20 protein-coding genes are annotated in these 23,685 nt (G+C 73.9%); 15 read left to right on the forward strand and 5 right to left on the reverse strand.

Annotation, left to right across the window (positions count from 1 at the left end; all coding sequences use genetic code 11):
• The first annotated feature begins 33 nt into the window (after positions 1 to 33).
• Both LUZ64_RS25470 and LUZ64_RS25475 read left to right on the forward strand, forming a co-directional pair.
• A complete protein-coding gene (locus LUZ64_RS25470) occupies positions 34 to 651 on the forward strand; it encodes a TetR/AcrR family transcriptional regulator (protein WP_095579023.1) in 618 nt (205 codons plus the stop codon).
• A 64-nt stretch (positions 652 to 715) separates the two neighbouring features.
• Positions 716 to 1,216 carry a hypothetical protein gene (locus LUZ64_RS25475; RefSeq protein WP_095579022.1) on the forward strand — a complete coding sequence of 167 codons (501 nt, stop codon included), beginning with the start codon at positions 716 to 718 and terminating at the stop codon, positions 1,214 to 1,216.
• A 79-nt stretch (positions 1,217 to 1,295) separates the two neighbouring features.
• Here LUZ64_RS25475 and LUZ64_RS25480 read toward each other — a convergent pair whose 3' ends face one another.
• Both LUZ64_RS25480 and LUZ64_RS25485 read right to left on the reverse strand, forming a co-directional pair.
• Positions 1,296 to 3,296 (reverse strand): N-acetylmuramoyl-L-alanine amidase, encoded by a 2,001-nt coding sequence (locus LUZ64_RS25480; protein ID WP_095579021.1) that lies wholly within the window; start codon positions 3,294 to 3,296, stop codon positions 1,296 to 1,298.
• A gap of 287 nt (positions 3,297 to 3,583) precedes the next feature.
• On the reverse strand, positions 3,584 to 4,693 hold the full coding sequence (locus LUZ64_RS25485) for an aminoglycoside phosphotransferase family protein (RefSeq protein WP_095579020.1): 1,110 nt from the start codon (positions 4,691 to 4,693) through the stop codon (positions 3,584 to 3,586).
• A gap of 234 nt (positions 4,694 to 4,927) precedes the next feature.
• On the opposite strand from LUZ64_RS25485, the gene LUZ64_RS25490 reads away from it, so the two are divergent.
• Positions 4,928 to 6,436 (forward strand): DNA-binding protein NsdB, encoded by a 1,509-nt coding sequence (locus tag LUZ64_RS25490; protein WP_095579019.1) that lies wholly within the window; start codon positions 4,928 to 4,930, stop codon positions 6,434 to 6,436.
• Between the two features lie 119 nt (positions 6,437 to 6,555).
• Here the strand turns inward: LUZ64_RS25490 and LUZ64_RS25495 are convergent, their stop codons facing one another.
• Positions 6,556 to 8,025 carry a PP2C family protein-serine/threonine phosphatase gene (locus LUZ64_RS25495; RefSeq protein ID WP_095579018.1) on the reverse strand — a complete coding sequence of 490 codons (1,470 nt, stop codon included), beginning with the start codon at positions 8,023 to 8,025 and terminating at the stop codon, positions 6,556 to 6,558.
• Between the two features lie 589 nt (positions 8,026 to 8,614).
• Here LUZ64_RS25495 and LUZ64_RS25500 point away from each other — a divergent pair.
• The 3 genes from LUZ64_RS25500 to LUZ64_RS25510 all read left to right on the forward strand — a co-directional run bounded on the left by LUZ64_RS25500 (position 8,615) and on the right by LUZ64_RS25510 (position 10,930).
• Positions 8,615 to 10,045 (forward strand): HEAT repeat domain-containing protein, encoded by a 1,431-nt coding sequence (locus tag LUZ64_RS25500; protein ID WP_095581552.1) that lies wholly within the window; start codon positions 8,615 to 8,617, stop codon positions 10,043 to 10,045.
• 27 nt (positions 10,046 to 10,072) lie between these two features.
• Positions 10,073 to 10,627, forward strand: coding sequence for a hypothetical protein (locus LUZ64_RS25505; RefSeq protein ID WP_095581551.1), 555 nt, complete (start codon positions 10,073 to 10,075; stop codon positions 10,625 to 10,627).
• 90 nt (positions 10,628 to 10,717) lie between these two features.
• Complete coding sequence (locus LUZ64_RS25510) at positions 10,718 to 10,930, forward strand: DUF5302 domain-containing protein (RefSeq protein ID WP_095581550.1); 213 nt, start codon at positions 10,718 to 10,720, stop codon at positions 10,928 to 10,930.
• A gap of 27 nt (positions 10,931 to 10,957) precedes the next feature.
• On the opposite strand, the gene LUZ64_RS25515 is transcribed toward LUZ64_RS25510, so the two are convergent.
• Entirely contained in the window at positions 10,958 to 11,392 is a 435-nt protein-coding gene (locus tag LUZ64_RS25515) for a hypothetical protein (RefSeq protein WP_232398802.1), read from the reverse strand.
• 224 nt (positions 11,393 to 11,616) lie between these two features.
• Positions 11,617 to 12,615: an NAD-dependent epimerase/dehydratase family protein gene (locus LUZ64_RS25520; protein ID WP_095582207.1), complete on the reverse strand. Its 999-nt coding sequence runs from the start codon at positions 12,613 to 12,615 to the stop codon at positions 11,617 to 11,619.
• 788 nt (positions 12,616 to 13,403) lie between these two features.
• On the opposite strand from LUZ64_RS25520, the gene LUZ64_RS25525 reads away from it, so the two are divergent.
• From LUZ64_RS25525 to LUZ64_RS25565, 9 genes are all read left to right on the forward strand, one after another.
• Positions 13,404 to 15,593, forward strand: a complete 2,190-nt coding sequence (locus LUZ64_RS25525) for a hypothetical protein (RefSeq protein WP_232398804.1) — start codon at positions 13,404 to 13,406, stop codon at positions 15,591 to 15,593.
• A gap of 53 nt (positions 15,594 to 15,646) precedes the next feature.
• Positions 15,647 to 17,194, forward strand: coding sequence for a GT4 family glycosyltransferase PelF (pelF, locus tag LUZ64_RS25530; protein WP_095582208.1), 1,548 nt, complete (start codon positions 15,647 to 15,649; stop codon positions 17,192 to 17,194).
• Positions 17,191 to 18,660: a hypothetical protein gene (locus LUZ64_RS25535; protein ID WP_232398805.1), complete on the forward strand. Its 1,470-nt coding sequence runs from the start codon at positions 17,191 to 17,193 to the stop codon at positions 18,658 to 18,660. Before pelF ends, LUZ64_RS25535 begins: the two co-directional genes overlap by 4 nt.
• A gap of 56 nt (positions 18,661 to 18,716) precedes the next feature.
• Positions 18,717 to 19,718, forward strand: a complete 1,002-nt coding sequence (locus LUZ64_RS25540; RefSeq protein WP_095582209.1) for an SDR family NAD(P)-dependent oxidoreductase — start codon at positions 18,717 to 18,719, stop codon at positions 19,716 to 19,718.
• Positions 19,719 to 19,769: 51 nt separating this feature from the next.
• Positions 19,770 to 20,483, forward strand: a complete 714-nt coding sequence (locus LUZ64_RS25545) for a nucleotidyltransferase family protein (protein WP_095582210.1) — start codon at positions 19,770 to 19,772, stop codon at positions 20,481 to 20,483.
• A 9-nt stretch (positions 20,484 to 20,492) separates the two neighbouring features.
• On the forward strand, positions 20,493 to 21,395 hold the full coding sequence (locus tag LUZ64_RS25550; RefSeq protein WP_095582211.1) for an NAD-dependent epimerase/dehydratase family protein: 903 nt from the start codon (positions 20,493 to 20,495) through the stop codon (positions 21,393 to 21,395).
• On the forward strand, positions 21,392 to 22,210 hold the full coding sequence (locus LUZ64_RS25555) for a spherulation-specific family 4 protein (RefSeq protein WP_095582212.1): 819 nt from the start codon (positions 21,392 to 21,394) through the stop codon (positions 22,208 to 22,210). Before LUZ64_RS25550 ends, LUZ64_RS25555 begins: the two co-directional genes overlap by 4 nt.
• 35 nt (positions 22,211 to 22,245) lie before the next feature.
• Positions 22,246 to 23,157: an endo alpha-1,4 polygalactosaminidase gene (locus tag LUZ64_RS25560; protein WP_211305065.1), complete on the forward strand. Its 912-nt coding sequence runs from the start codon at positions 22,246 to 22,248 to the stop codon at positions 23,155 to 23,157.
• A gap of 99 nt (positions 23,158 to 23,256) precedes the next feature.
• Positions 23,257 to 23,679, forward strand: coding sequence for a YchJ family protein (locus LUZ64_RS25565; protein ID WP_095582214.1), 423 nt, complete (start codon positions 23,257 to 23,259; stop codon positions 23,677 to 23,679).
• Positions 23,680 to 23,685: the final 6 nt, after the last annotated feature.

Below are 23,685 nucleotides of genomic sequence, written 5' to 3' on the forward strand. Positions count from 1 at the left end.
AAGATGGTAGCTCGACCGTGCTATAACGACAACATGCCGAAGATCGTCGATCCGCGGGCCCGCCGCAGGGCCGTCGCCGAGGCCGTCCTCCGGGTCGTCGCCAGGAGCGGCCTGGAAGCCGCCTCGCTGCGCAACGTCGCCGAGGAGGCGGGCCTGGCCGTCGGCTCGGTCCGGCACTACTTCGGAGACCACGACGAACTCGTGATCTTCGCCATGAAGCACCTGGTGGACCGCGTCGACCAGCGGGTCCGCGCGCACATCGACCTGCTCCGCGCCCCCGGGGCCGACGGGGACCGCAGGGCCCGGGCCGAGGAACTGCTCGAGGAATTCCTCCCGCTGGACGACACGCGGCACGAGGAGGCCGTCCTCTGGATCGCCCTCGCCACCGCCTCCCGGGTCCGCCCCGGGCTGCGCCCCTGCGCCCTGGAGCTGCACGGGAACACGCTCCTCCTGATGGAGCACGTCCTCCGGGGCGGCCAGGAGTCCGGCGGTCTGCCCGCCGATCTCGATCTCGCCACCGAGGCCCGCCGGCTGACCGCCCTGGTCGAGGGGCTCACCTTCCAGGCCGTGCTCCAGCCGGAGGCGTACCCCCCGGACGAGCTCCGCCGACTGCTCCGCCACCACCTTCGGACCCTGCGGCAGAAGGCCTGACCGGCCGCCGCACCACGACTCTCCCCGGGGTCACGCGACGGCGCCGGGCACGTACGATGTGGGCATGTCGTTCCTCCGCCGCCGCAGCGCAGCCACGCCCACCGGGCCGGACTTCGACGTCCTCGCCATGGACCCGGGCGACTGGCCGGGTGACCTGGGAGCCGGGCTGCTGCCCGCGCCCGATGGCAGCTGCCAGGGCGTCTTCCTCCGCTATGACCTCTTCGGCGGGCGCGGCCCGGCGATGATCATCGGCAATATGCCCGAGGGCTCCCCGGTGCGCGAGCTCGAGGAGGGCCAGGTGCCCTTCGAGGTCACACAGCTCCTCCAGGCCCTCGGCAACGACGAGCCGGTGGAGGTGCTGGAGACCGAGGACATCCCGGTCATGCACGAGGACAACCTCCTGATCGTGCGGCGGGTGAAGTGCTCCGAGGGCCGTATCTCCTGCACCCAGTTCGACCGCAGCGACGGCGTCCTCGTCACCATCGCCAGCTGGGACCGGCCCATCACCGACGAGCTCTACCAGCTCCTCAAGCCGCTGCCCGCCGAGATGTTCCAGCAGGCCTGACCCCCGCGCACACCCCGGAGCCCGGTACGCACCGCGTACCGGGCTCCTCGCACGTCCGGGCCGCCGGCCGCGGGGCGGCCTACTGGTTCGACGGGCGCACGGTCACATCGGCGGCCTTCACGAAGGCCACCCGGTGACCGAACTGGATCTCGTAATAGACGTCCTTGCCTCGGACCACCTTGTGGCCCGCCGGGTCGAAGGTCTTCGCCCAGAGGTACTCGCTCGTCAACCGCTGTCCCAGGACGTACTCCTGCCCCGCCAGGAGTTTGTACGGCAGCGGGGTCACCGCCTGGACCGGCACCTCCGACGGATACGCCGCCTGCTCCGGATAGGCCCGGCCGTAGACCGGCACATCCGCGACACCCTCCTTGGGGGTGATGATCGAACCGAAGGCGTTGACGGCGGTCTGCCGCCACCAGGGGTTGTGGAACCACGCCTTCTGCCCCAGGTACCAGATGGCCGTCCAGTCCCCGCGCCGGTCGGCGACCGCGAACTGCTGACCCGTGGAGGCGCGGGCACCCGTGTCGTTGACATCCGTCGTCGACTCCCCGCCGTCCGGGCGCAGACCGATGTCCTTCACCAGCGGGGACCGCTCCCGCGGCGCCGTGTGCAGCCGCACCGCGCCCGAGCCGTGCGCGGCACACGGCTTGCCCGGCTCCGCGCAGCCGGTGTAGGCGGGCTTGTGCTTGTCGTAGTCGGGGCGGATGGTGACCATGCCGCCGAAGGCGCCGCCCGTGGGCCGCAGCGGCTTCCCGATCAGCTCGAAGTAATGCGCCCAGTCCCAGTACGGACCCGGGTCGGTGTGCATGCCACGGATGGTCCCCGGGGTGGTGCCCGGGACATTGTCGTGGCCGAGGATGTGCTGCCGGTCCAGCGGGATGTCCAGCTTCCGCGCCAGATGGGCCACCAGGCGCGCGGACGTCCGGTACATCTCCTCCGTGTACCAGGCGTCGGGCTGGGCGAGGAAGCCCTCGTGCTCGATGCCGACCGACTTGGCGTTCACGTACCAGTTGCCGGCGTGCCAGGCGACGTCCTTCGTGGGCACGTGCTGGGCGATATGGCCGTCCGCCGAGCGGATGGTGTAGTTCCAGGAGACGTACGCCGGATCCTTGACCAGCTTGATCGTGGTCTCCCACGACCCCTCCGTGTCATGGATGACGATGAAGTCGGCCTTCTGCGACGAGGGGCGGTCGCCCAGGTCGTGATTGCCGTAGTCCGAGCCCTCCAGCCGCTGGTACGGCGCGGGGATGGACTCGCACGCCACCGTGTCGGGGCACTCGACGCCGTCCTCCCGGGAGTCCGGCAGGCCCAGCTGCCGCACCTGCTCCCGGCGGAGCTCCAGCCGGGGGCTCGCCGGGAGCGCCACCCGCTGACCCGAGTCGGTGGTGCGCCGCTCGCCCGAGCGGATCACCTCGAAGACGTCCTTGGCGAAGGTGGTCGCCGTGGCGGAGTCACCGGCGCCCGGATAGGCCGCCACGGCGCCGTACCAGTCGGCGGGGTCACCGCTGAGCGGCAGGCCCAGCCGGCGCTGGTCCTCGGCGAGCAGCGCCGCACCGCCCTGGACGTTGGCCGCGGGATCCCGGCGCAGCGCCTCGGCGGACAGGCCGGAGAGCTTCGCGGCCCGCTCCAGGGTGCGCAGCCGCGCCGGGAGCTCGGCCGGCACCGGCGCCGCACCCCGGGCGGAACGGGCGGCGGGGAGCGGCCGGGCGCCGTCGCCCCGGGGGTCCTCCCGGCCGTCACCGTGGTGCGGGGCCGAGGCCAGGGCCGTGGCGGCGTCGGTGAGGTGCATCGGGCCGTAGCCGCCGGTGACGCTGGGCGCGCCGCCGTGGGAGTCCCAGCGGGACTGGAGATAGGAGACGCCCAGCAGCACGCTGCGCGGGACGTGGTACTTCGCGGAGGCGTCGGTGAACGCCTGGAGCAGGGCGCCGTCGCCCGGCTGTCCGGCGGTGGCCGCGGGAGCCGTGGTGACCAGAGGGAGCAGCAGGGCCGCCGAGGCCACGACGCCCGCCGCCCGGAGCGGGCGGCGTCTTCGCCGGGAAGGGGAAGCGGTGGTCCGGGGTGCGGAAGCGGATCCTCGCAATGCGGCCTCCTCGAGACGGATGTGCCACGCGCCGGGGCGGTCGGGGAAGAGCTGCGTCGGGACGGTGGGCGCGCGTGCGGGGCGTGCGGTACCGGACTTACCAGAGGTAGTCGCTGGATGACGATCCGTCAATCATGCTGGTGTCGCCGATGCTGCGCATGTCCATGCCCGTGCCCGGAGACTACTCCGCGCGGACGTCCGCTTCACGGTGGTCCGTTGGGCCGAACCGGTGAACGCCGAAGCGCCGCGCGGGAGCGCGCGGCGCTTCGGCGTGGGGCGGGACCCGGTCAGCGGGTCCCCACCGCGGCCCGGACGGCACGCCTGGCGAGCGCGCAGTCGTCGTGCAGCCGGCGCAGCAGGAGCCGCTGCTCCTCGCCGGACTCGGCGGCTCCGGGCACCGCGGGCGCCGGGTCGTGCATGGCGCGCTGCACCGCCGTCTCGTACGTACGGATCTCCCGGGTGAGGACGAGCATCAGATTCACCAGAAAGGCGTCACGGGAGACGGGGCCGGCCTGCTGTGCGTACTGGCTGATCTGGCGGCGGGCGCCGGGGGCGTCGCCGAGGACGGTCCACAGGGTGGCCAGGTCGTAGCCCGGGAGGTACCAGCCGGCCTGGTCCCAGTCGACCAGCACGGGGCCGGCGGGGGAGAGGAGGATGTTGGAGAGCAGCGCGTCGCCGTGGCAGAACTGCCCCTGGACATGGGCCAGGCCGTGCAGCAGTTTCTGCAGGTCGCCCAGGTCGCGGTCGGTCAGCAGCCCCAGCTCGTGATAGCGGGCGATGCGCTTGCCGTAGTCGAGCGGCATGTCGAACATGCCGACCGGGGGCCGCCAGAGGTTGACCCGGCAGACCGCTCCGAGCGCCGCCCGGACGTCCGCGCGGGGCGGCGAGTCCACGGGGTGGCGCTGGGTGGCGGCCGGGCGGCCCGGCATCCGCTCGATGACCAGCGTGCAGTTGTCGGGATCCGCGGCGATCAGCCGGGGCACGCGCACCGGAGGGCGGTGCCGGACGAACGCCCGGTATGTAGCTATTTCGTGGCGGGACCGCTCGGCCCAGGCGGGGGAGTGATCCAGTAAACACTTGGCCACGGCCGTGGAACGACCGGTGGAACCGACCAGCAGGACCGAGCGTCCGCTTCGCCGCAGCACCTGGACGGGGTTGAACTCCGGGCAGATGCGGTGCACGGCGGCGATGGCCGTCCGCAGCTGGGCGCCCTGGGGGCCGGACAAGTCGATTCTCCCGCTGAGCGGTTGGCCGCCGAGCCCCGGGGACCGCCGGGCCCGTCCGCTTCCGAAGGCAGCTCCCGCGGCGTGGGAGGGGTCGAGGTACGGCCCGCCGCCGGCGTGCTGCGGACGGAGCTGCCGGGGCGGGGCGGACACGGAGGACGAGGCTGCATACATGTGCGGAACAGATCCCTTCGTGTGCCGACGAATGCGACGCTCCCCGGTCCCCGGGCCGAGGAGCACCCTGGGGAATGCGGTCCGGCAGCCGGGTGGCCGGGGTGGCGCGTTCCTACATGACACCCAACTGCGGGTGGCACACCATGTGGCGCACCCTGGCGAACCCTGGCGAATACTCGCCTGGCCCCTGAGCGCCCGCTACCTTCAAGTCAGCCGAGAACCTGGGGGCTTGACGTGACAAGGGAACCCAACACCCGCCTAGCGGATCTGTTCGGCCTGGCCGGCTGGTCCAAGGGCGAACTCGCGAGACTGGTGAACCGGCAGGCGGCGGTCATGGGCCATCCGCAGCTGGCGACCGACACCTCGCGGGTACGGCGTTGGATCGACATGGGGGAATCCCCGCGTGATCCCGTGCCCAAGGTGCTGGCAGCCCTCTTCACCGAGCGACTCGGTCGTGTCGTGACCATCGAGGACCTCGGGTTCGGCCGGCGAGGGCGCGCGGGTAAGGGTCAGTCCGCGGACGGACTGCCCTGGCCGCCCGAGCGGACCGCCGCGGTCCTCACCGAATTCACGGGAATGGACCTCATGCTCAACCGACGCGGCTTGGTGGGCGCGGGCGCCGCGCTCGCCGCAGGCTCAGCACTCAGCAGCGCGATGCACGACTGGCTGCACTCCGATCCGGTTCTCGCCTCCGACGCCCCCCGTTTCGACGACCTGCGGATGGACACCGCACACGCCGACCCCGCCGGCCTCGACCGCTACGAGGCGGCGCCGGTGGGCTCCACGGAGATCGACGCCCTCGAACGCTCGGTCGAGGTCTTCCGCGCCTGGGACGCCGCCCGTGGCGGCGGCCTCCAGCGCAAGGCCGTCGTCGGCCAGCTCAACGAGGTGGGCGGCATGCTCGCCTACCACCACCCCGAGCACCTCCAGCGCAGGCTCTGGGGGGTCGCCGCCAACCTCGCGGTGCTCGCCGGCTGGATGTCCCACGACGTGGGTCTGGAGCCCACGGCGCAGAAGTACTTCGTCATCGCCGCCCACGCGGCCCGTGAGGGCGGCGACCGCCCACGGGCGGGCGAGGCGCTCTCCCGGGCCGCCCGCCAGATGGTCCACCTGGGCCGTCCGGACGACGCGCTCGACCTGATGAAGCTGGCCAAGTCGGGCGCCGGCAGCGAGGCCCTGCCCCGCACCCGCGCCATGCTGTGCACGATCGAGGCCTGGGCACAGGCGTCGATGGGGCGCGGCCAGGCCATGCGGCGCACCCTCGGCGAGGCCGAGGAGCTGTTCGTCTCGGACCGCGGCGATGTGCCGGCGCCCAGCTGGATGCAGAAGTTCGACGAGATGGAGCTCCACGGGATGCAGGCGCTCGCCTACCGCACCCTCGCGGAGCACGACCCCGCGGCCGCGGCCATCGCCCAGCGGCACGCCAAGGAGGCGCTGGAGCTGCGCGGGGTCGACACCCTCCGGTCGAAGATCTTCGACTACATCTCCATGGCCTCGGCGTGCTTCATCAGCAACGACCCCGAGCAGGCGGACACCTACGCCCGGCTGGCGCTGGTCTCGATCGGCGAGACCTCCTCGCACCGGACCTGGGACCGGCTGCGCGAGATGTACCGGCTCACGGGGAAGTACGCGGGCTTCGCCCGGATCGAGGATCTCCGTCAGGAGATCCAGCGGGCGCTGCCCAAGGCACCGCAGAGCCCGGGGAAGGGCGGCGCGGCCAGAGGCGGGAGCGCGAAGGTGTGAGGGCCCGGGAAGGCCCTCCCGGGCCCTATGGGCGCTCGCGCCCGTGCGGTCCCCGTCTTTCCCGCGACAACATGCTCATAGCCGCCGCGAGGCCGCGACGGCTCTACGGGCCGTGGTCCCTACGAGGGGACGCGTGCGACCAGTACGCAGGCGTCGTCCTCACGGTCCCTGCCGCCGAACTCTTCCAGCACGGTCCGCACGCATTCCTGGGCGCTTCTCGCCGCGGCGAATCGCGGTGCGTAGCCCAGCAGCCGCTCCAGGTCCGTGTCGAGGCCCGGCTCCGCGCTGTGCGGCACCAGGCCCTCGGTGTGCAGGAGGAGCAGGTCGCCGGGCTCCAGCTGCTCCTCGGCCTGGGCGTAGGTGACGTCGGGGACCGCCCCGAGCAGCACGCCCTCGGGTGGCTGGAGCGCCCGCCCCCTTCCGCTCCGGAAGAGCAGGGGGGCGGGGTGGCCGGCCTGTGACCAGCTGAGGACACGGGTCGCGGGGTCGTAGCGGCAGCAGACGGCGCTTCCGAGGGCAGGCTGTGCGGAGGCGTCGAGGAGGTGGTTGAGCCAGCCCATCAGCGGGCCCGGCTCGGCGCCCGTGACGGCCATGCCGCGCAGTGCGCCGAGCAGCATGGCCATGGTGGAGGTGGCGGTCACCCCGTGTCCGGTGAGGCCGCCGACGCTCAGCAGGGTCCGCCCGTCGGGCAGCTGGAGGGCGTCGAACCAGTCTCCGCCGATGAGGGCGCTGCTGGAGGAGGGGAGATAGTGCGCGGCGAGGTCGAGGGCGCCCCTGGTGCCCTCGGTCTCGGCGGCCTGCGGGAAACGCAGGGAGCCGCGCCACGGTGGCAGCACGGCTTCCTGGAGCTCGACTGCGAGGCGGCGCTCCGTCCGGGCGATCTCCCGGTGGCGCTGGAGGGAACTCCCCGTCTCGTGCACCGCCCGGCGGCTCCGGCGCTCCTCGCTGACATCGCGTAAGACGGCCCACATGGAGGCCGTGGCGCCGTCGGCGTCGAGCACCGGCTCGCCCATCATGTGCACGGTGCGCAGCTCGTCGCCGCGGACGATCCGGAACTCCCCGTCGATCGGCTTGCCGTCCACCAGGCAGTCGGTGACCATCGCGGTCAGCAGACCGCGGTCCTCCTCCAGGAGCCAGGACGGGAGCTCGTCGAGGGTCAGGGCGCCGTCCTCGGGGCGGCGGCCGAAGAGCTCGAAGAGCTCGGCGGACCAGGTGGCCTCGTCGCTGAGGAGGTTCCACTCGGCGCTGCCGACCCGGCCGAGCGGGGCGTCGGCGGGCTGGGCGAGCGGGGGCTCGAGCGGGAGCGCGGCCGGGGCACCCGGCGGCTCCTCGTCGCCGGTGAGCTCCGGCAGCCCGGCGCGGAGCTGGTCCAGGTGCTCGCCGAGGTTGTCGAGGTGGTGCACGGCGAGGTCGCACAGGGCGCGCTGCCAGCGCAGCTGCGGATCCTCGGACAGCTCTTCCCCCACCGTCCCGCGGCGCACGGCGTCGACGCCACCGCGCAGCCTTCGGGTCTGGGAAATGAGCGCGTCGACCGTACCGGGCTCGGATGCTCGAGCGGTGGGGCGGTCCGCGTGCAGGGGGGACGGCATGTCGTACTCCGATACCGGCGCGGCGCGGCCGGCTCCTGGGTCCGGGGAATGGGCCGGTAACGACTGTTGCACAGGGAGCGAGGGCTCGTAAGTGGTTTGGCAACACCCGATCCGGTGGTGTCTTAGGCACATGCCAGAGGCATTCCGGGAGCCCTGTGGATCCGAGGCGTCAAGGCGGCGTCGGGTGGCCCGCGAGGCGGGGGAGGAGTTACCGGGCGGCGTCGGACCGGGCTCCGTAACGAGTGGGGTCAGAGGTGTGGAAGTGAGTCGAGCGCCGGGTGGGGGGTGAGGTGCGCGCCCGGGACGCCCGTGCGGGGGTGTCTTGGGAGGAGGGTGAGGAGGCCGGGGACAGGACGAGGACGGGACGAGGAGGGGCGGGAGGAGGGGCGGAAAGAGGGGGAGAGACAGGGAGGGGCGGGGGCATTTCGGACACGGCTCGGCGGAATGCCTCGCTCCAGGTAGGCTGCGGGCGCTTGGAGGATCCGGAGTTCCCCCTGTTCACCAGGCATAGCCCCGATGGACACCGGCAAGAATGCCGGACGACGGAAATCCCGTTGCCAGCCGACTCCCCGCACCGGATGCTGACCCCATGTTCGATCCAGACATAGCGCCCAGCGGCACCCTGCTCGGCCTCCTCCAGCGAGGCCGCGGCGACGGGACCCTGTATGCCCTCGCGGCGCCGCGGGCGGAGGCGCTCGCGGCGCTGCACCACTGCGTGCTGCGCGACCCCAGGCGGGACTGGCAGGTCGAGAACCGCTCGCTCTATTACGCACGCCTGTGTCTGGACCTCGACGCCGGGCTCGGCGAGATCGCCGAACACCTCTTCCACGCCGACGACGTCCTGGACACGGGCGAGGAGCGCACGGGCCTCGCCCTCGCCGTCCTCGGCCACCTCGCCTCGTACGGGCGTGCGGACGCCCTCCTCCTGCTGCGCCGCTACGCGGTCTCCGGGACGAACTGGGCATGGGCCCTGGACGAGCTCGCCCTGCGCGACGACGACGCGGGCCTCCTCGCCCTCGGCGCGAGCGTCCTCGCCCGGTTCCCCGCGACGCCCGAGGGCGAGCGTGACCTCGCCGCGGCCGTCCGCGACGCCTTCGAGCCCCGCCCGTGGCGGCTGTGGGCGGACGAGCAGCTGTCGCCCGCGACCGCGGGCCGGGTGCGCGCCGCGCAGGAACAGGGCTCCTTCGACCGCTGGCAGCGCCAGCTCCGCCCCTCCGGCCCGCGTCCGGGCTGGAGCGTGCGGGAGGTGCTGGACTGGGCCCAGCAGGGCCTCGACCTCCACCCCACCCAGCTGCGCCACGTCCCCGCTACCCGCTGCCTGACCGCGGTGGCCGGCCCCGAGGACCGGCTGGAGATCATCCAGGCCGCCGCCCAGGGCCCCGAGGCCGCCCGGGCGACCGCCCTGCGCTACCTCGCCGAGCACCACGACCCGCAGGCCCTCGACCTCATCGAGAGCGCCGCCGCCGACCCGTCCGCGCTGGTCGCGGAGGCCGCCGTCACCGCCTTCGAGCGCATGCGCAGCACGGCCGCGCTGGAGCGGGCCCGCGCCTGGATCCACCGCGGTGACGCCCTCGGCGCCGCCGCGGCCGGGATGCTGGCCTGCCGGGGCGCGCAGTACGACTCGGCGCTCGTCCTCGGCGCCCTGCGCCGGACCGTCCGCGCGGAGGGGCCCGACGCGCCCGTGCTGTGGGACCTCGTCCAGGGAGCCGGGCGGCTGGCGATCGGCTGCGCCGCGCCCGTGCTGCGCCACGTCTACCGCGAGACGACCTCCTCGCAGCTGCGCGGCCGCACCGCCCGCGCCCTCGCGGCCACGGACCCTTCGTTCGCCAGGGGCTTCGCCGTCGAGTGCCTGTGGGACTGCGAGGAGACCACCCGGGAGCTCGCGGCGCACCACGCCACCACGGCGGACGCCCGGGTGGTGGAGCAGCTGCGCAGGCTGGCGGCGGATCCGGCCGAGGAGGCGGAGGTGCAGACCGCCGTCCGCAGCCGCTTCGGCCCCGACGCACCGCAGGCCGGCTGAGCGCCGGGCGGGTGCGAAGATCGTGGGATGAGAGCGAAGATCGTATCCGTGGCGCTGTCCGGAGCGCTGCTGCCCGTGGTGCTGACCTCGATACCGGTGGCCGGCGCGGTGGCGGAGGCCCGTCCCCGGGTGACGGCCGCCGTCCCGGCCGGTGCCGCGGCCGTCGTGCGGATCACCGAGGGGCAGGTCGCGGAGGCCCGTCCGGGCACCCCGATCCTGTACCCCGCCGTGACCAGCTGCCTGACCGTGACCGTGCGGCTGGCCGACGGCCGCAAGGCCGGCGCCCACGCCAGCCTGTTCCAGGTGCCCGGCGAGTACCGATCGGACGGGATCCTCGCGGCGCTCAAGAGCCGAGTGGGCGGCCGGACGGTGCGGGCCGTCGAGGTCAGGGGCGCGGTCGGTGCCTGGCACCCCGGCTATTTCACCAAGGCGATCGAGGCGTACGGGGACGGCGAGGCCGTGCCCTTCCCCACGGCGCCGGACCCCGAGGGGATCGCGCGGGCCGTGGCCGACGGGCTGGGACAGCCGCGGGCCCGGGTGACGGTCCAGGACGTCCCCGACGGGGATATGACGGTGACCTGACATGCGGTCGGGCCGGATTCCGGCCGGACTACCGATGGGCGGGCGCCCGTGCGAAGCTGTGGCGACGCCCGCCATGACCAGGAGGTTTCGATGACGGACAGCACAGCGCCCCAGGAAACGCCGCAGGAGCCCGGGAACGGCGCCGAGGACGACGTGAAGCGCAAGTTCCGGGAGGCTCTGGAGCGCAAGCGCGGCCAGGCCGCCGACGCCGCCGGCGGTGGCCGGAACAGCGACGGATCCAAGATCCACGGCACCCACGGCCGGGCGGGCGGTCAGCGCTCCTTCCGGCGCAAGAGCGGCTGACCGCCGCGGGGGCCCGGGCCGCCGGGGTCAGGACCGCCGGCGCCTGAAGGCCTTCCGTACGAAGTGGACGATCAGCGCGATCACCACGATCGCGACCACGACCAGCAGGATCAGGACCACGATCATCACCACGCCGAGCTTCTTGAAGAAGCCCTTCTTCTTCTTTTTCTTGGGCTTGGCCACCGTGGACTTGTGGTCCTTGTCGGCCTGGTAGCGGGGCGAGGTGTCGGCGGCCGACCCGGCGTCGGCGGCCGCCGGCACCCCGACCGCGGCCACGGCCGTCACGGCGGCCGTGGCCGGCCGGGCCGGGCTCTCCGCCGCCGCGGGCGGCGCCAGCAGCGCGGCCGCCAGCGCGAGCGCCGCGGCCACCACCGCCCGGCGGCCCCGGCGCCGTCGGGCGCCGCCCGCCGCCGCCCCGGGTCGGCGGCCCTCTCGCTCGTCCTGGTTCAGCTCAGCGCTCATGCACGCCCCCATGGTTCGGGTGTCATCTGCTCGTACGTGGCCGCCTTGTCGGCATGACCCTGACATATGTCGGGCCGACCCGGCGCGGCCCCCATTATGGGGGCCGCGCCGGGTCTCCCAGCAGGGCGCGTGGCGGCTCGCGCCGGAGTGACAGGGCTTATGGAGCTATGTCCTCCGTTTCTGGCCCCGCCCCGGAACCCGGCCGCCGGGGCGGGAGGCGCGCGCTACGCCCGTACCGGCACCCCCAGGAGCTCCTCCTCCACCCGCGGGTCCAGGCCCGGCGCCGGGCGGTCCGGGCGCTGCGGGGCCCGGCCGCCGAGGGACGTCAGCCAGGACCAGGTGTCCGCGACCGTCTCCGCGGCCGGGCGGCACCGCAGGCCGCTCGCCAGGGCCTTGTCCACCGCTCCCATGTGCAGCGTGTCGTAGAGCTCGCCCCGGGGGACCCAGATCGGGAGGTCCGTCCAGGGGCGGACGCCCGCCGCGAGGATCCGCTCCGGTTCCGTCCAGCGCAGCTCGGCGTCGGAACCGGTGACGCGGACGCACTCCTCCAGGAGCTCGCCCGTCGTGGTGTGGCCGGGCGGCGCGATCAGGTTGTACGGACCGGCCAGCCCGCGCGCGACGGCGTCCAGGGTCCACTCGGCGAGGTCACGGGCGTCGATGTACTGGAGCCCCAGGTCGCGCGGGCCGGGGGCGAGCACCGGGCCGCCGCGCGCGATCCTGCTCAGCCACCACGGCAGCCGGCCGATGTTCTCGCGGGGGCCGAGGATCAGCCCCGCCCGCACCAGCAGCGCCCCGTCCTCCCCGAAGGCCCCGGTCGCGGCCAGCTCGCCGCCGCGCTTGTCCCGCTCGTACGCCTCCGCCTCCGCGCCGGGCGAACCGTCCACCACCGGGTGGTTCTCGTCGTGCCCGGCGGGGCTCGGGTAGGCGTAGACCGAGCCGCTCGACACGTACGCGTACCGCCCGGCCCGCCCCGCCAGCGCCCGCGCCGTGTCCCGGACCGCGGCCGGCGCGCCCGACCAGGTGTCGACGACGGCGTCCCACTCGCCCGCCGCCAGGGCCGCCAGTCCGTCCGCCGCCGTGCGGTCGCCGCGCAGCGCCGTCACGCCCGGGGGCGCGGCGTGCTCACCGCGGTGGAAGACCGTCACCTCCCAGCCGCGTGCCAGTGCCGCCTCGGTGACGGCGTATCCCACGAACTCGGTCCCACCCAGAATCAATAGCCTCATGCCGCACACCCTGCCCTCCCGTCCGGGGCGGGCGGAAGCACTCCATGCTCTGGGCAGAATCACCGGCCCGGCCCCCGGCGCGCCCCGGCGGCGAATTGGAGGGCAACCTTACTTAGAGGGGGGCGAGTTGGTTCCGGTTGCGTGCCGGCCCGGGGAACGTCCGGGGAGGGTGCGCGGACACCGTGCGACGGGTGGGCGGAAGTATCCGTTGATTGCCGGATGCAACAGGCAAGCCGGACAGCCGTCATCAGGCCGATCTCCGGGCGCCCCGTTCTTCGAGTGACCCCTGTGGTTCCGGGAGGAGCGTACGGGTCCGGCAACGGTGTACACCAATGTCACTACAGGTCACCCCGCGGATGCCCGCCGCGCCCCGGGCCGGCGGGCGCCGCCGGGCCCCCGCCGGAGCCCCGACCGGATCCGGCCAGACCGCCGAGAACGGCCGCGTGGCTCCTGGCCATCGAGCCAGCAAGACCTTCGGGCATGGCGCACTATATGGCTGGGCGGTCGAGAGGCTGAGGGTGCCTCCCGACGTCGCGGCACACGTGTGCCCGGCGGCCCATGACACCACCGCGCGGTCTCGGCTCCGGCCGTGCGGCTCAGGCGTGGACAGCGGTGTCCGCGCCGTGGGGGAGGAGCGGCGGTCGCCGGGGAGGTGCGACCGCGGGTGGGGGCCGTGCCTTGGGGACCATTCGATGTGCGGGTCGGTACCGGGTCCCGGTGCTGCGCGTACACGTCATGACCGGACGGCTGCGCACGCGTGCGCAGAGCCGTTCTGGGGGGAGAAAGCTATGGGTCGTACGACCCGTCTTGCCGCGGCTTGGGCCGCGGGCGTCCTGCTCACCGTGGCCGTTCCGGCCGTCGGCGCCCACGCCGCCGACACCACGCCGAGGATCGATCTGCGGCTGCTCGTCGTCGACGACGGCGGCCCGGCCACCGAGGCGATCCGCGCCGAACTGGAGGAAGCCGGTACACCGTTCACGCAGGTGGACCTCACCGAGTCGGGCCGCCCGCGGATCGACGAGGCGTTCCTGAGCGACACGGTCGACGGCAGACCGCGCGCCAAATTCCAGGGCGTGGTGTTACCCAACGACAACCCCTTCGGGGCCGGCTCGCCCGAGATGGCGGCCCTCGCCTCGTACGAGAAGCGCTTCGGGATCAGGCAGGTCGACGCCTACACCTACGCCCGCCCGGCCGTCGGGCTCAACACCCCCGCGGACGGGGGCTACAGCGGCACCCTGGACGGCAAGTCCGCGCAGGTCACCTCCGTCGGCGCGGCGGGACCGTTCGGCTATCTGAGGAAAAACGTTCCCTTCGAGGACAACGACACCGCTGTCAACGAGAGTTACGGATATCTGGCCACCCCCTTGGAGAAGCAGGCGGACGGCGCCACCTACACCAGCCTCCTCGACGCCCCGATACCGGGCGGCAGCGCCCGCGGCTCCCTGATCGGCGAGTACACCCACGACGGCCGCAGCGAGCTCGTCGTCACCTTCGTCGCCAACCAGTACCAGACCCAGTTCCGGCTGGTCTCGCGCGGCATCGTGGAATGGCTGACCCGGGGCGCCCACCTCGGCGCCGCCCGCAACTACTTCGGCGTCCACGTCGACGACGTCTTCGCGGCGGACGACCGCTGGGACACCAAGCTCAAGTGCACCCCCGGCGACGTCGACTGCCCCGGCAACCCCAACCCGGAGAGCCCGGCGATCCGGATGAAGGCCGCCGACGCGCAGTACGCCAAGCAGTGGTCCCAGAGCCACAACCTCACCCTCGACCTCGCCTACAACGGCGTCGGCAGCGAGGAGTACCGGGCGGAGCACGGCGGCGCGGCCGACCCGCTGCTCCAGCAGCTCGTCGCCGACCAGAAGTCCTACCGCTGGATCAACCACACCTTCACGCACGCCTTCCTCGGCTGCGAGCAGAACACCTCCGTCGTGCCCTGGAAGTGCGCCACCGACCTCTTCGGCCGGACCCGCTGGGTCAGCCGCCTGAAGATCGGCGGCGAGATCGACGGCAACACCGCCTGGGCCGCGAAGCAGGGACTCGTCCACGACAAGGACGAGCTCGTCACCGGCGAGCACTCCGGTCTGAAGACCCTGCCCCAGCAGACCGACGACAACCCCGAGCTCGGGCCCGTACTCGGCCAGAGCGGCGTCCGCTGGATCGCCAGCGACAACTCCCGCGAGCGGCAGCAGCGCGCCGTCGGTTCCGCGCTGACCGTGCCCCGCTACCCCATGAACGTCTACTACAACGTCGGCACCGCGGCCGAGCAGACCGACGAATACAACTGGCTCTACACCAAGAAGGCCGACGGCGGCAGCGGCACCTGCGAGAAGTTCCCCGAGACGACCACCTGCCTGAAGGCCCCGCTCGACACCAGGACCGGCTTCGCCTCCTACATCGCGCCGCTCGAGTCCCGCATCGCCCTCGGCCACGTCCTCGCCAACGACCCGCGCCCGCACTTCATGCACCAGTCCAACCTCTCCGAGGAGCGGATCGGCTACACCGTCCTGGAGAAGGTCCTCGCCGACTACAACGGCCTCTTCGCCGACAACACCCCGCTGGTCAACCTCCGCATGCGGGACATCGGCGCGGAGATGACCAAGCGCGCCGCCTGGAAGTCCGCGCTCGCCGCCGGCAAGGTCACCGCCTACCGGATCGGCAACGCCGTCACCGTCGGCGCGCCCGACGGGGTACAGGCCACCGTCACCCTGCCCGAGGGCACCACGCAGACCGGCCCGAACGGCTCCGGCGCGGCCTTCGGCGACGCCTACGCGGGCGCCCGCTCCGGCTGGACCGCCGCCGGTGCGCAGGCCACCTTCACCCTGCCCGGCACCGCGCCCGCCAAGGCCCCGGCCGCCGCCCCCGCCGCGCGCGTCCAGACCCCGGCCGCCGCCCTCCCCGTCCCCGAGGGCGTCGCCCACCGGGTCCCCTACGGGCCCACGGGCATGACGGCCGCCGCGACCACCGCACGCCGCTGACCGGCAGCAGCACCGCATCGAGCCGCGCACTCTCTGGAGAGAACCGAATTTTCATGCACGGACCGCCTGCCGAGACAGCAATCGACAGTCCCTCGGTGACCCTGCTCACCGAGGGGACCTATCCGCACAGCCACGGCGGAGTGAGCGTGTGGTGCGACCAGCTGGTCCAGGGCATGCCCGACGTCGACTTCCGGGTCATCGCGGTGACCGGCACCGGGCGGGAACAGCTCGCCTGGGAACTCCCGCCCCACGTCCGGAGCGTGGAGTGCCACCCGCTGTGGGGCCCGCCGCCGGCCGGCCGCGCCCCGCGCGGCAAGCAGCTGCGGGCCCTCCTCACCGCCTACGAGCTCTTCCTGCTGACCCTCCTCGACCCGGCGCACGAGCACCACTTCCCGAGGACCTTCTACCGGCTGGCCGAGTACGCCGCGGCCGGCACCCTCGCCCCGGCCCTGCGCGGCGAGGCCGCGGCCCGCACCCTCGTCCGGGTCTGGAACCGCCCCGGCCTCGCCACCGCCGGGGCGCGCCCCACCCTGCACGACGCCCTGCTCGCCACCGACCTGCTGGAACACGCGCTGCGCCCGCTCGCCGCCGACGCGCCCGCCGAAGGGGTCACCCACGCGGTGAGCGGGGGGCTCGCGGCGCTGCCCGGCCTGATCGCCCATCACCGCCACGGCACCCCCTTCCTCCTCACCGAACACGGCATCTACCTCCGCGAGCGCTACCTCGGCTTCCGCGCCGAGCCCTACCGGTGGCCCGTCAAGGCGCTGATGCTGGGGCTGTTCCGGCTGCTCGCCGTGGAGAGCTACCGGGTCGCCTCGCTCGTCACCCCCGGCAACCGCTACAACCGGCGCTGGGAGGAGCACGGCGGCACCCCGCCCGACCGGATCCGGACCGTCTACAACGGCGTCGACCCGGCCGCCTTCCCGCCCGCCGGACCCGAGCCGGAGACCCCGACGCTCAGCTGGGCCGGGCGCGTCGACCCCATCAAGGGCCTGGAGACGCTGATCCGCGCCTTCGCGCTCGTAAGGGCCGAGATCCCCGCCGCGCGGCTGCGGCTCTTCGGCGGCACCCCGCGCGGCGGCGAGGGCTACCGCACCGCCTGCGAGAAGCTCGCCGCCGAGCTGGGAGTGGCCGAGGCCGTCGTCTTCGAGGGGCGCGTCGAGGACATCCGGGACGCCTACGCCGCCGGCAACGTCGTGATGCTCTCCAGCATCAGCGAGGGCTTCCCGTTCACCCTGATCGAAGCCATGTCGTGCGGCCGCGCCACCGTCTCCACCGATGTGGGCGGGGTCCGCGAGGCCGTCGGCGACAGCGGCCTCGTCGTACCGCCCCGCGACCCCGAGAGCATGGCCGAGGCCGCCCTCACCCTGCTGCGGGACCCCGGACTGCGGGCCACCATGGGGGAGTCGGCCCGGCTCCGGGTGATCGAGCAGTTCACCCTCCGCCAGACGATCAGCGCCTTCCGCGACATCTACCGCGACCTCGACGTCCGCACCCGGCAGCCGTCCGTCGAACGCCCCTGGCGCCGCCGGCAGCGCGCGCTGGAACAGCGGCAGGAGGCCGTGCCCGTCATGGCCATGGCCGCGGGCGGTGCGGGATGAGCGGACTGCTGCGCCTCGTACCCGGCGAACCCGAACCCGCCCACGACCTCGCGGTGACGGCCGACACGGCCCGCCCGAGACCCCGGCCGCGCTGGGCGGCCGACCCCGTCGACCAACTGGCCGAGGAACTCGCCGAGGTGTGCGCGGCCGCCGTGCACCCCGACGAGATCGCGGCCGTCCTGGAGGCCGACGGCCTCACCGGTGAGCAGATCACCGAGCGCTACGGCCGCTCCGACGCCTTCGAGCTGGCCGCCGAACTCTACGCCCGGGTGCCCCGCAGCCACCCCGAACCCGCCCCGCGCGCCGACCCCTGGAAGGCGCACCCCGGCCGCTTCGCCCTCAGGGCCCTGGTCTTCACCCTGCCCGGCTTCGGCTACGCGCTGGGCGCACCGCTGATGACCGGGGCCCGCGACGGCTACGGCCTGCCCGCGGGCACCGCCGGACTGGTCTCCTCCGCCCTGTTCGCCTGGGCCTGGAACCAGGGGCTCGCCCACCGGGCGTACGTCCGCCTCGCGGCGGGCGGCCGCCCGGCGGCCGCCCGCTGCCTGAGCTGGGGCGCGCCCCTCGGCGCGCTCCTCGCCACCGCCGCCGCGCTCCTCGCACCCGGCCCGGCGGGCCCCATGGGCACCACCTGTTTCGCGGCCGGCCAGGCCCTCTACCTGGCGGCGGCCACCGTGCTGCTGGTCCTCGGCCACGAACGGCTGCTGCTGCTCACCCTGGCGCCGACCGCCGCCGGGGGAGTCCTGCTCCTCTTCCTCCAGCCACCGTCCGTCCTCCGCGTCCCGCTGCTGCTCGCCACCCTCGGCGGGGTCCTCGGCGTGGCCGCCCACCGGATCCTGCGCGCCCGCGAGGACGGGGCACGGGGCGCCGCGTCGCCCGGCCCGTCGCCCCTCGCCTCGCTCCCTTACGGCCTGTTCGGCCTGGGCTGCGGCGTCCTGACGACTCTCGCCGCGCTCGGCGACGTGCTGCGCCGCAGCCCGGGGGCGGCCACCGCGGGCGCCGCCGTCATCGCGCTCACCCTCAGCATGGGAGCCGCGGAATGGCTGCTCTACCGCTGCCGGGGCACCGCCCTGAAGGCGCTCGCCCGCGCCACGACCACCCGCGGCATGCTGCTGGGGGCCGTCCGGGTGCTCGCCCTGTGCGTGGCCGGATATCTCGCCGCGCTCACCGTTCTGGCGTTCGCCACCGCGCTGTTGTGGGAGGATGGCCCACCCCTGACCGCCCCGCGGCTCACCGCCCTGCTGGCGCTCGGGGCGGTCCTGTGGACCGGGCTGCTGCTCCAGGCGTTCGGTGTCGCGTGGACCCCGGCCGCGCTGTGTCTGGCCGCCGCGGGCGCCGAGTCGGCCGCGCTCGCCCTGCGGATCTCCACCCCGGCTACTGTCCAGCTCCTGGTCTGCACGGGCGCGGCCGCCGCCCTGCTCACCGTCGCCACCGCCCTGCTGGGCCGGCTGACGACCCACCGCTGACGTTCCGTCATCACGGCACCACCCGCTCACCGTTCCGTCCCCGAGGGAGATCCGCCATGCCCGCAACCGCACCCGTAGCCGTCACCGGCGCCGAAGGATTCATCGGCTCGCACCTGGTCGAGGCGCTCGTCGCCGCCGGCCACCAGGTCCGCGCCATGGTGCAGTACAACTCCTTCTCGTCCTACGGCTGGCTGGAGTCGCTCTCCGAAGAGGTGATGTCCCACGTCGACGTCGTCCTCGGCGACGTCCGCGACCCCGGCTCCGTCCAGGGCCTGGTGACCGGCACCGAAGCCGTCTACCACCTCGCCGCGCTGATCGCGATCCCCTACTCCTACCGCGCCCCGCACAGCTATGTGGAGACCAACGTCACGGGCACCCTCAACGTCCTCGAAGCCGTGCGCCACCTCGGCATACCCCGCCTGGTGCACACCTCCACCAGCGAGACGTACGGCACCGCGCGGACCGTGCCGATCTCCGAGGACCACCCCATCAACACCCAGTCGCCCTACGCCGCCTCCAAGGCCGGCGGCGACCGGCTCGCCGACAGCTACCACGCCAGCTTCGGCGTCCCTGTGGTCACTCTGCGCCCCTTCAACACCTTCGGCCCCCGCCAGTCCATGCGCGCGGTCATCCCCACCGTCATCGGACAGGTCGCCGCCGGAGAGCGCGTCATCACCCTCGGGGACCTGCGCCCCACCCGTGACTTCAGCTACGTCGCGGACACCGTGGCCGCCTTCCTCGCCGTCGGCACCGCCCCGGCCGACGCCGTCGTCGGCCGCACCTTCAACTCCGGTACCGGCGAGGAGATCTCCATCGGCGACCTCGTCTCCCTGATCGGCAAGATCATGGACGCCGAACTCGACGTCCGCTCCGACGAGGAGCGCGTCCGGCCCGCCGCCTCCGAGGTGATGCGGCTGGTCTGCGACGCCTCCCGGCTGCGCGCCGCCACCGGCTGGGCCCCCGCCCACACCCTGGAGACCGGCCTGGCGCGCACCGTCGACTTCTTCCGCGACCCGAACAACCTCGCCCGGTACAAGGCCGGCATCTACAACGTCTGACGCGAGGGCACCGCTCGCCCGTCACGTCACCCACGCAGAGAGGACGGCATCATGCACGTAGTCATACTTGCCGGAGGCAAGGGCGTCCGGCTCCGCCCGTACACGACCGCGCTCCCCAAGCCCCTGGTGCCCATCGGCGAGGAGCACGCGATCCTGGAGATCGTGATGCGCCAGCTGGCCGGGGCGGGCTTCACCAGCTGCACCCTGGCCATCGGCCACCTCGGCCACATCATCCGCGCCTACGTCGGCGACGGCTCCCAGTGGGGCATGAAGGTGGACTACACCACCGAGGAGAGCCCGCTGGGCACCATGGGACCCCTCCTCACCATGCTCGACAGGCTGCCCGAGCACTTTCTGGCGATGAACGGGGACATCCTCACCGACCTGGACTTCGGCGACGTGTACCGCTCGCACGTGACCTCCGGGGCGCCGCTGACCATCGCCACGTACGCCCGTCAGGTCAGCATCGACTTCGGGGTGCTGACCACCGACTCCGGCCGGGTCGTCGGCTTCGCCGAGAAGCCCAGCATCGACTACCGCGTCTCCATGGGCGTCTACGGCGTCTCCCGCGCGGCGCTGACCCGCTACACCCCGGGCCTTCCGCTGGGCTTCGACGAGCTCGTGCTGGACATGCTGGAGGACCGGACGCCGCCGCACGCCTACGAGTTCGACGGCTACTGGCTCGACATCGGCCGTCCCGACGACTACGACCGGGCCAACAAGGAGTTCTCCCTGCACCGCGACATGCTGATCAAGGGAGCGTGACCGGTCCGCATGCGCATCCTCGTCCTGGGCGCCACCGGCTTCCTGGGCCGGCACGCCGTCGAGAGCCTGCGCGCCCTCCCGGGCGCGCGGGTGATCGTCGGCGGCCGCACCCCGGAGGCCGGCCCGGCCGTCGACCTCACCGCCGACCCCGCCCGCCTCGTCACCGCGGTCCGCGAGACCGCCCCGCACGCAGTCGTCAACTGCGCGGGCGCGGTCGGCGGCAGCGCCACGACCCTCATCGGCGTCAACGCCCAGGGCCCCGCGGCCCTCTGCGACGCCCTGTCCGAGGCGGCCCCCGGCGCCCGCCTCGTCCACCTCGGCTCCGCCGCGGAGTACGGCGCCGCCGACGGTGAACGGCCCGCCGCCGAGACCGGACCCGCCCGGCCGCTCGGCCTCTACGGCGTCTCCAAGCTGGCCGGCACCCTCGCGGTGACCGGATCCGGCCTCGACGCCGTCGTCCTGCGGGTCTTCAACCCCGTCGGCCCCGGGGCGCCGCGCGGCTCCCTGCCCGGCCGGCTCGCCGCCGAACTGCGCGCCGCCGGCCCCGGCGGCCGGGTGAGGGTCGGCGACCTCTCCGCGCACCGCGACTTCGTCGACGCCCGCGACGTGGCCGAGGCCGTCGCCCGCGCCGTCACCGCGCCGGGACCGCTGCCCCCCGTCCTCAACGTCGGCAGCGGCACCGCGCGGCCCGTCCGGGAGCTCGCCCGGGGGCTCGTCGCCGCGGCCGGCTTCGACGGCCGGCTGGAGGAGGACGGCGACGGCTCACCACGTTCCGCCGCCGTGCCCTGGCAGCGGGCGGACCTCGCCCTCACGGCCCGCACCCTGGGCTGGACACCGGCCCGGCCGCTCGCCGAATCCCTCGCCGACCTCTGGGCCGAGACCCTGGCCGGGACCGGGGAGCGCGCGCGGTGAGCCGCCCGGCCACCGGAGCCCGCCGCCGCGCCGGCCGCGCGGGCCTTCTCGTGCCGCTCTACGTCCACCCGGCGACCGACCCCGGGGCGTGGGCCGCGCTGGTGGCCGCCGCGCCCCGGCTCCGCGCCGTGGTGCTCAACGCCGCCGACGGGCCGGGCCGGATCCCCGACCCGGCGTTCACCGGGGCCGTGGCCGGGCTGCGGGGCGCGGGCGTGCCCGTACTCGGTTACGTCGACACCGCCTACGGGCACCGCCCGGCCCGCGAGGTCGTCGGCGACATCCGCCGGCACCGCAAGTGGTACGGCGTCGACGGCGTCTTCCTGGACCAGGCGGCGGCCGGCCCGGGGGAGCTGCCGTACTACCGCCGGCTGGTCCGGCTGGCCAGGGCGCTGGGCGCGGGCACCGCCGTCCTCAACCCCGGCACCCACCCCGACCCGGGCTACGCCCACCTGGCCGACGTCCTCGTCACCTTCGAGGGCGACTGGGAGGACTACCGGGGCGCCGGCGTCCCCGCCTGGACCGCCGACCATCCCCCGGAGCGCTTCTGCCACCTCGTCCACGGGGTGCCGGAGGAGCACACGGCCCTGGTCGCCCGCACCGCCGAGCGGCGGGGCGCGGCGGTGCACTGCGCGGTGCCGGGTACGGGCGCCAACCCGTGGCGGAGCGTGCCGGGGGCCGCGCGGACGGATCCGGGAGCGGCACGGGAGACCGCTCCGGGACCGGGACCGACACCGGGAACACCGGGAACAGGAACACCGGGAACAGCGACGGACAGAGCACCGGCGGCCACGCCGGAAAGGGAAGGTGCGCGGTGAGCGCGACGCGTCGACGAGGCCGGGGAGCCTGGGCGGTGGCAGCGCTGCTGCTCCTCGCGGGCTGCTCCGCCACGGACTCCGGTGCGGAGCCCGAGCGGCCGGAGGAAGGCCGTACGCCCTCGGCCGGCGGTTCGGCGCCGCCCTCGGCGGGGGGACGGACACCGGCCCCGGACCGTACGCCCTCCGGCTCCCCCTTCGCCTCCCCGCCGGGCTCCGCCGCTCCCTCGGCCTCCACGGAGCGGGCCGGGCGCTGGCAGCCCCGGCCCGGCACGCGCTGGCAGTGGCAGCTCGACGGGAAGGTCGACACCGGTGTGGACGTCCCCGTCTACGACATCGACGGGTTCGAGAACTCCGCCGAGACCGTCGCCCGGCTGCACGCCGACGGCCGGAAGGTGATCTGCTACATCAACGCCGGTGCCTGGGAGGACTTCCGGCCCGACCACGACGCGTTCCCCAAGGGGCTGCTGGGCGCGAACAACAAGGGCTGGGACGGGGAGAAGTGGCTGGACATCCGCCGTCTCGACGAGCTCCGGCCGATCATGGCGGCCCGGTTCGACATGTGCCGGAAGAAGGGCTTCGACGCCGTCGAGCCGGACCTCACCGAGGCGTACCGCAACCGCTCGGGCTTCCCGCTGACGAGCGCCCATCAGCTCGCGTTCAACCGGATGCTCGCACGGCTCGCCCATGAGCGGGGCCTGGCCATCGGCCTCAAGAACGACCTCGACCAGATCCCGGAGCTGGTGTCGGACTTCGACTTCGCCGTGAACGAGCAGTGCGCGCAGTACGACGAGTGCGGGCGGCTGGCACCCTTCACCAAGAACGGGAAGGCGGTTTTCCATGTCGAGTACGAGCTGAAGCCGGGCGAATTCTGCGGTACGGCCGAGAAGCTCGGCCTCAGCTCGATGCGCAAGAAACTGGAACTGGACTCTTGGCGGCAGCCCTGCTGACCGGCCCGGACGAGGCCACGGCCCCTGGTGCCGCCCCGCCGCCTCCGCCCGCCGTGCCCCCGGGCGGAGGCGGCGGCGCGGAGCGGGCACAATCGGAGGGTGTCCAGAAAGAACAGCCCCCGCCCGCGACCGGCCGCCGTCACGGAAACCTCGCCCTGCCCCTGCGGCCTCGAAGCCACCTACGGTGACTGCTGCGGCGGCCTCCACCGGGGGACGCGGACGGCGTCCACGGCCGAGCGGCTGATGCGCTCGCGCTACAGCGCGTTCGCCGTCCACGACGCCGCCTACCTGCTCCGCACCTGGCATCCCTCGACCCGCCCCGAAGAGATCGACTTCGATCCGCGGCTGCGCTGGACCCGGCTGGAGATCCTCGGGGCGACGGACGGCACGCCGTTCCACGCGGCAGGCACCGTCGAGTTCCGCGCCCACTACACCGTGCGGGGCGAGGCGGGCTCCCAGCACGAGAACAGCCGCTTCGCACGGGTGGACGGCGCCTGGGTCTACGTCGACGCCGTGGAATGAGCCCCC

It is taken from the genome of Streptomyces albireticuli, from assembly GCF_021228125.1.
GTDB classification, from domain to species: Bacteria; Actinomycetota; Actinomycetes; order Streptomycetales; family Streptomycetaceae; genus Streptomyces; species Streptomyces albireticuli.

Bases quoted from the DNA above. Each gene is read 5' to 3' on its own strand.
- LUZ64_RS25515 (WP_232398802.1), bottom strand. From the start codon at position 11,392: ATGAGCGCTGAGCTGAACCAGGACGAGCGAGAGGGCCGCCGACCCGGG.
- LUZ64_RS25505 (WP_095581551.1), top strand. From the start codon at position 10,073: ATGAGAGCGAAGATCGTATCCGTGGCGCTGTCCGGAGCGCTGCTGCCC.
- LUZ64_RS25510 (WP_095581550.1), top strand. From the start codon at position 10,718: ATGACGGACAGCACAGCGCCCCAGGAAACGCCGCAGGAGCCCGGGAAC.
- LUZ64_RS25485 (WP_095579020.1), bottom strand. From the start codon at position 4,693: ATGTATGCAGCCTCGTCCTCCGTGTCCGCCCCGCCCCGGCAGCTCCGT.
- LUZ64_RS25495 (WP_095579018.1), bottom strand. From the start codon at position 8,025: ATGCCGTCCCCCCTGCACGCGGACCGCCCCACCGCTCGAGCATCCGAG.
- LUZ64_RS25500 (WP_095581552.1), top strand. From the start codon at position 8,615: ATGTTCGATCCAGACATAGCGCCCAGCGGCACCCTGCTCGGCCTCCTC.
- LUZ64_RS25520 (WP_095582207.1), bottom strand. From the start codon at position 12,615: ATGAGGCTATTGATTCTGGGTGGGACCGAGTTCGTGGGATACGCCGTC.
- LUZ64_RS25470 (WP_095579023.1), top strand. From the start codon at position 34: ATGCCGAAGATCGTCGATCCGCGGGCCCGCCGCAGGGCCGTCGCCGAG.
- LUZ64_RS25475 (WP_095579022.1), top strand. From the start codon at position 716: ATGTCGTTCCTCCGCCGCCGCAGCGCAGCCACGCCCACCGGGCCGGAC.
- pelF (WP_095582208.1), top strand. From the start codon at position 15,647: ATGCACGGACCGCCTGCCGAGACAGCAATCGACAGTCCCTCGGTGACC.
- LUZ64_RS25545 (WP_095582210.1), top strand. From the start codon at position 19,770: ATGCACGTAGTCATACTTGCCGGAGGCAAGGGCGTCCGGCTCCGCCCG.
- LUZ64_RS25540 (WP_095582209.1), top strand. From the start codon at position 18,717: ATGCCCGCAACCGCACCCGTAGCCGTCACCGGCGCCGAAGGATTCATC.
- LUZ64_RS25535 (WP_232398805.1), top strand. From the start codon at position 17,191: ATGAGCGGACTGCTGCGCCTCGTACCCGGCGAACCCGAACCCGCCCAC.
- LUZ64_RS25525 (WP_232398804.1), top strand. From the start codon at position 13,404: ATGGGTCGTACGACCCGTCTTGCCGCGGCTTGGGCCGCGGGCGTCCTG.
- LUZ64_RS25550 (WP_095582211.1), top strand. From the start codon at position 20,493: ATGCGCATCCTCGTCCTGGGCGCCACCGGCTTCCTGGGCCGGCACGCC.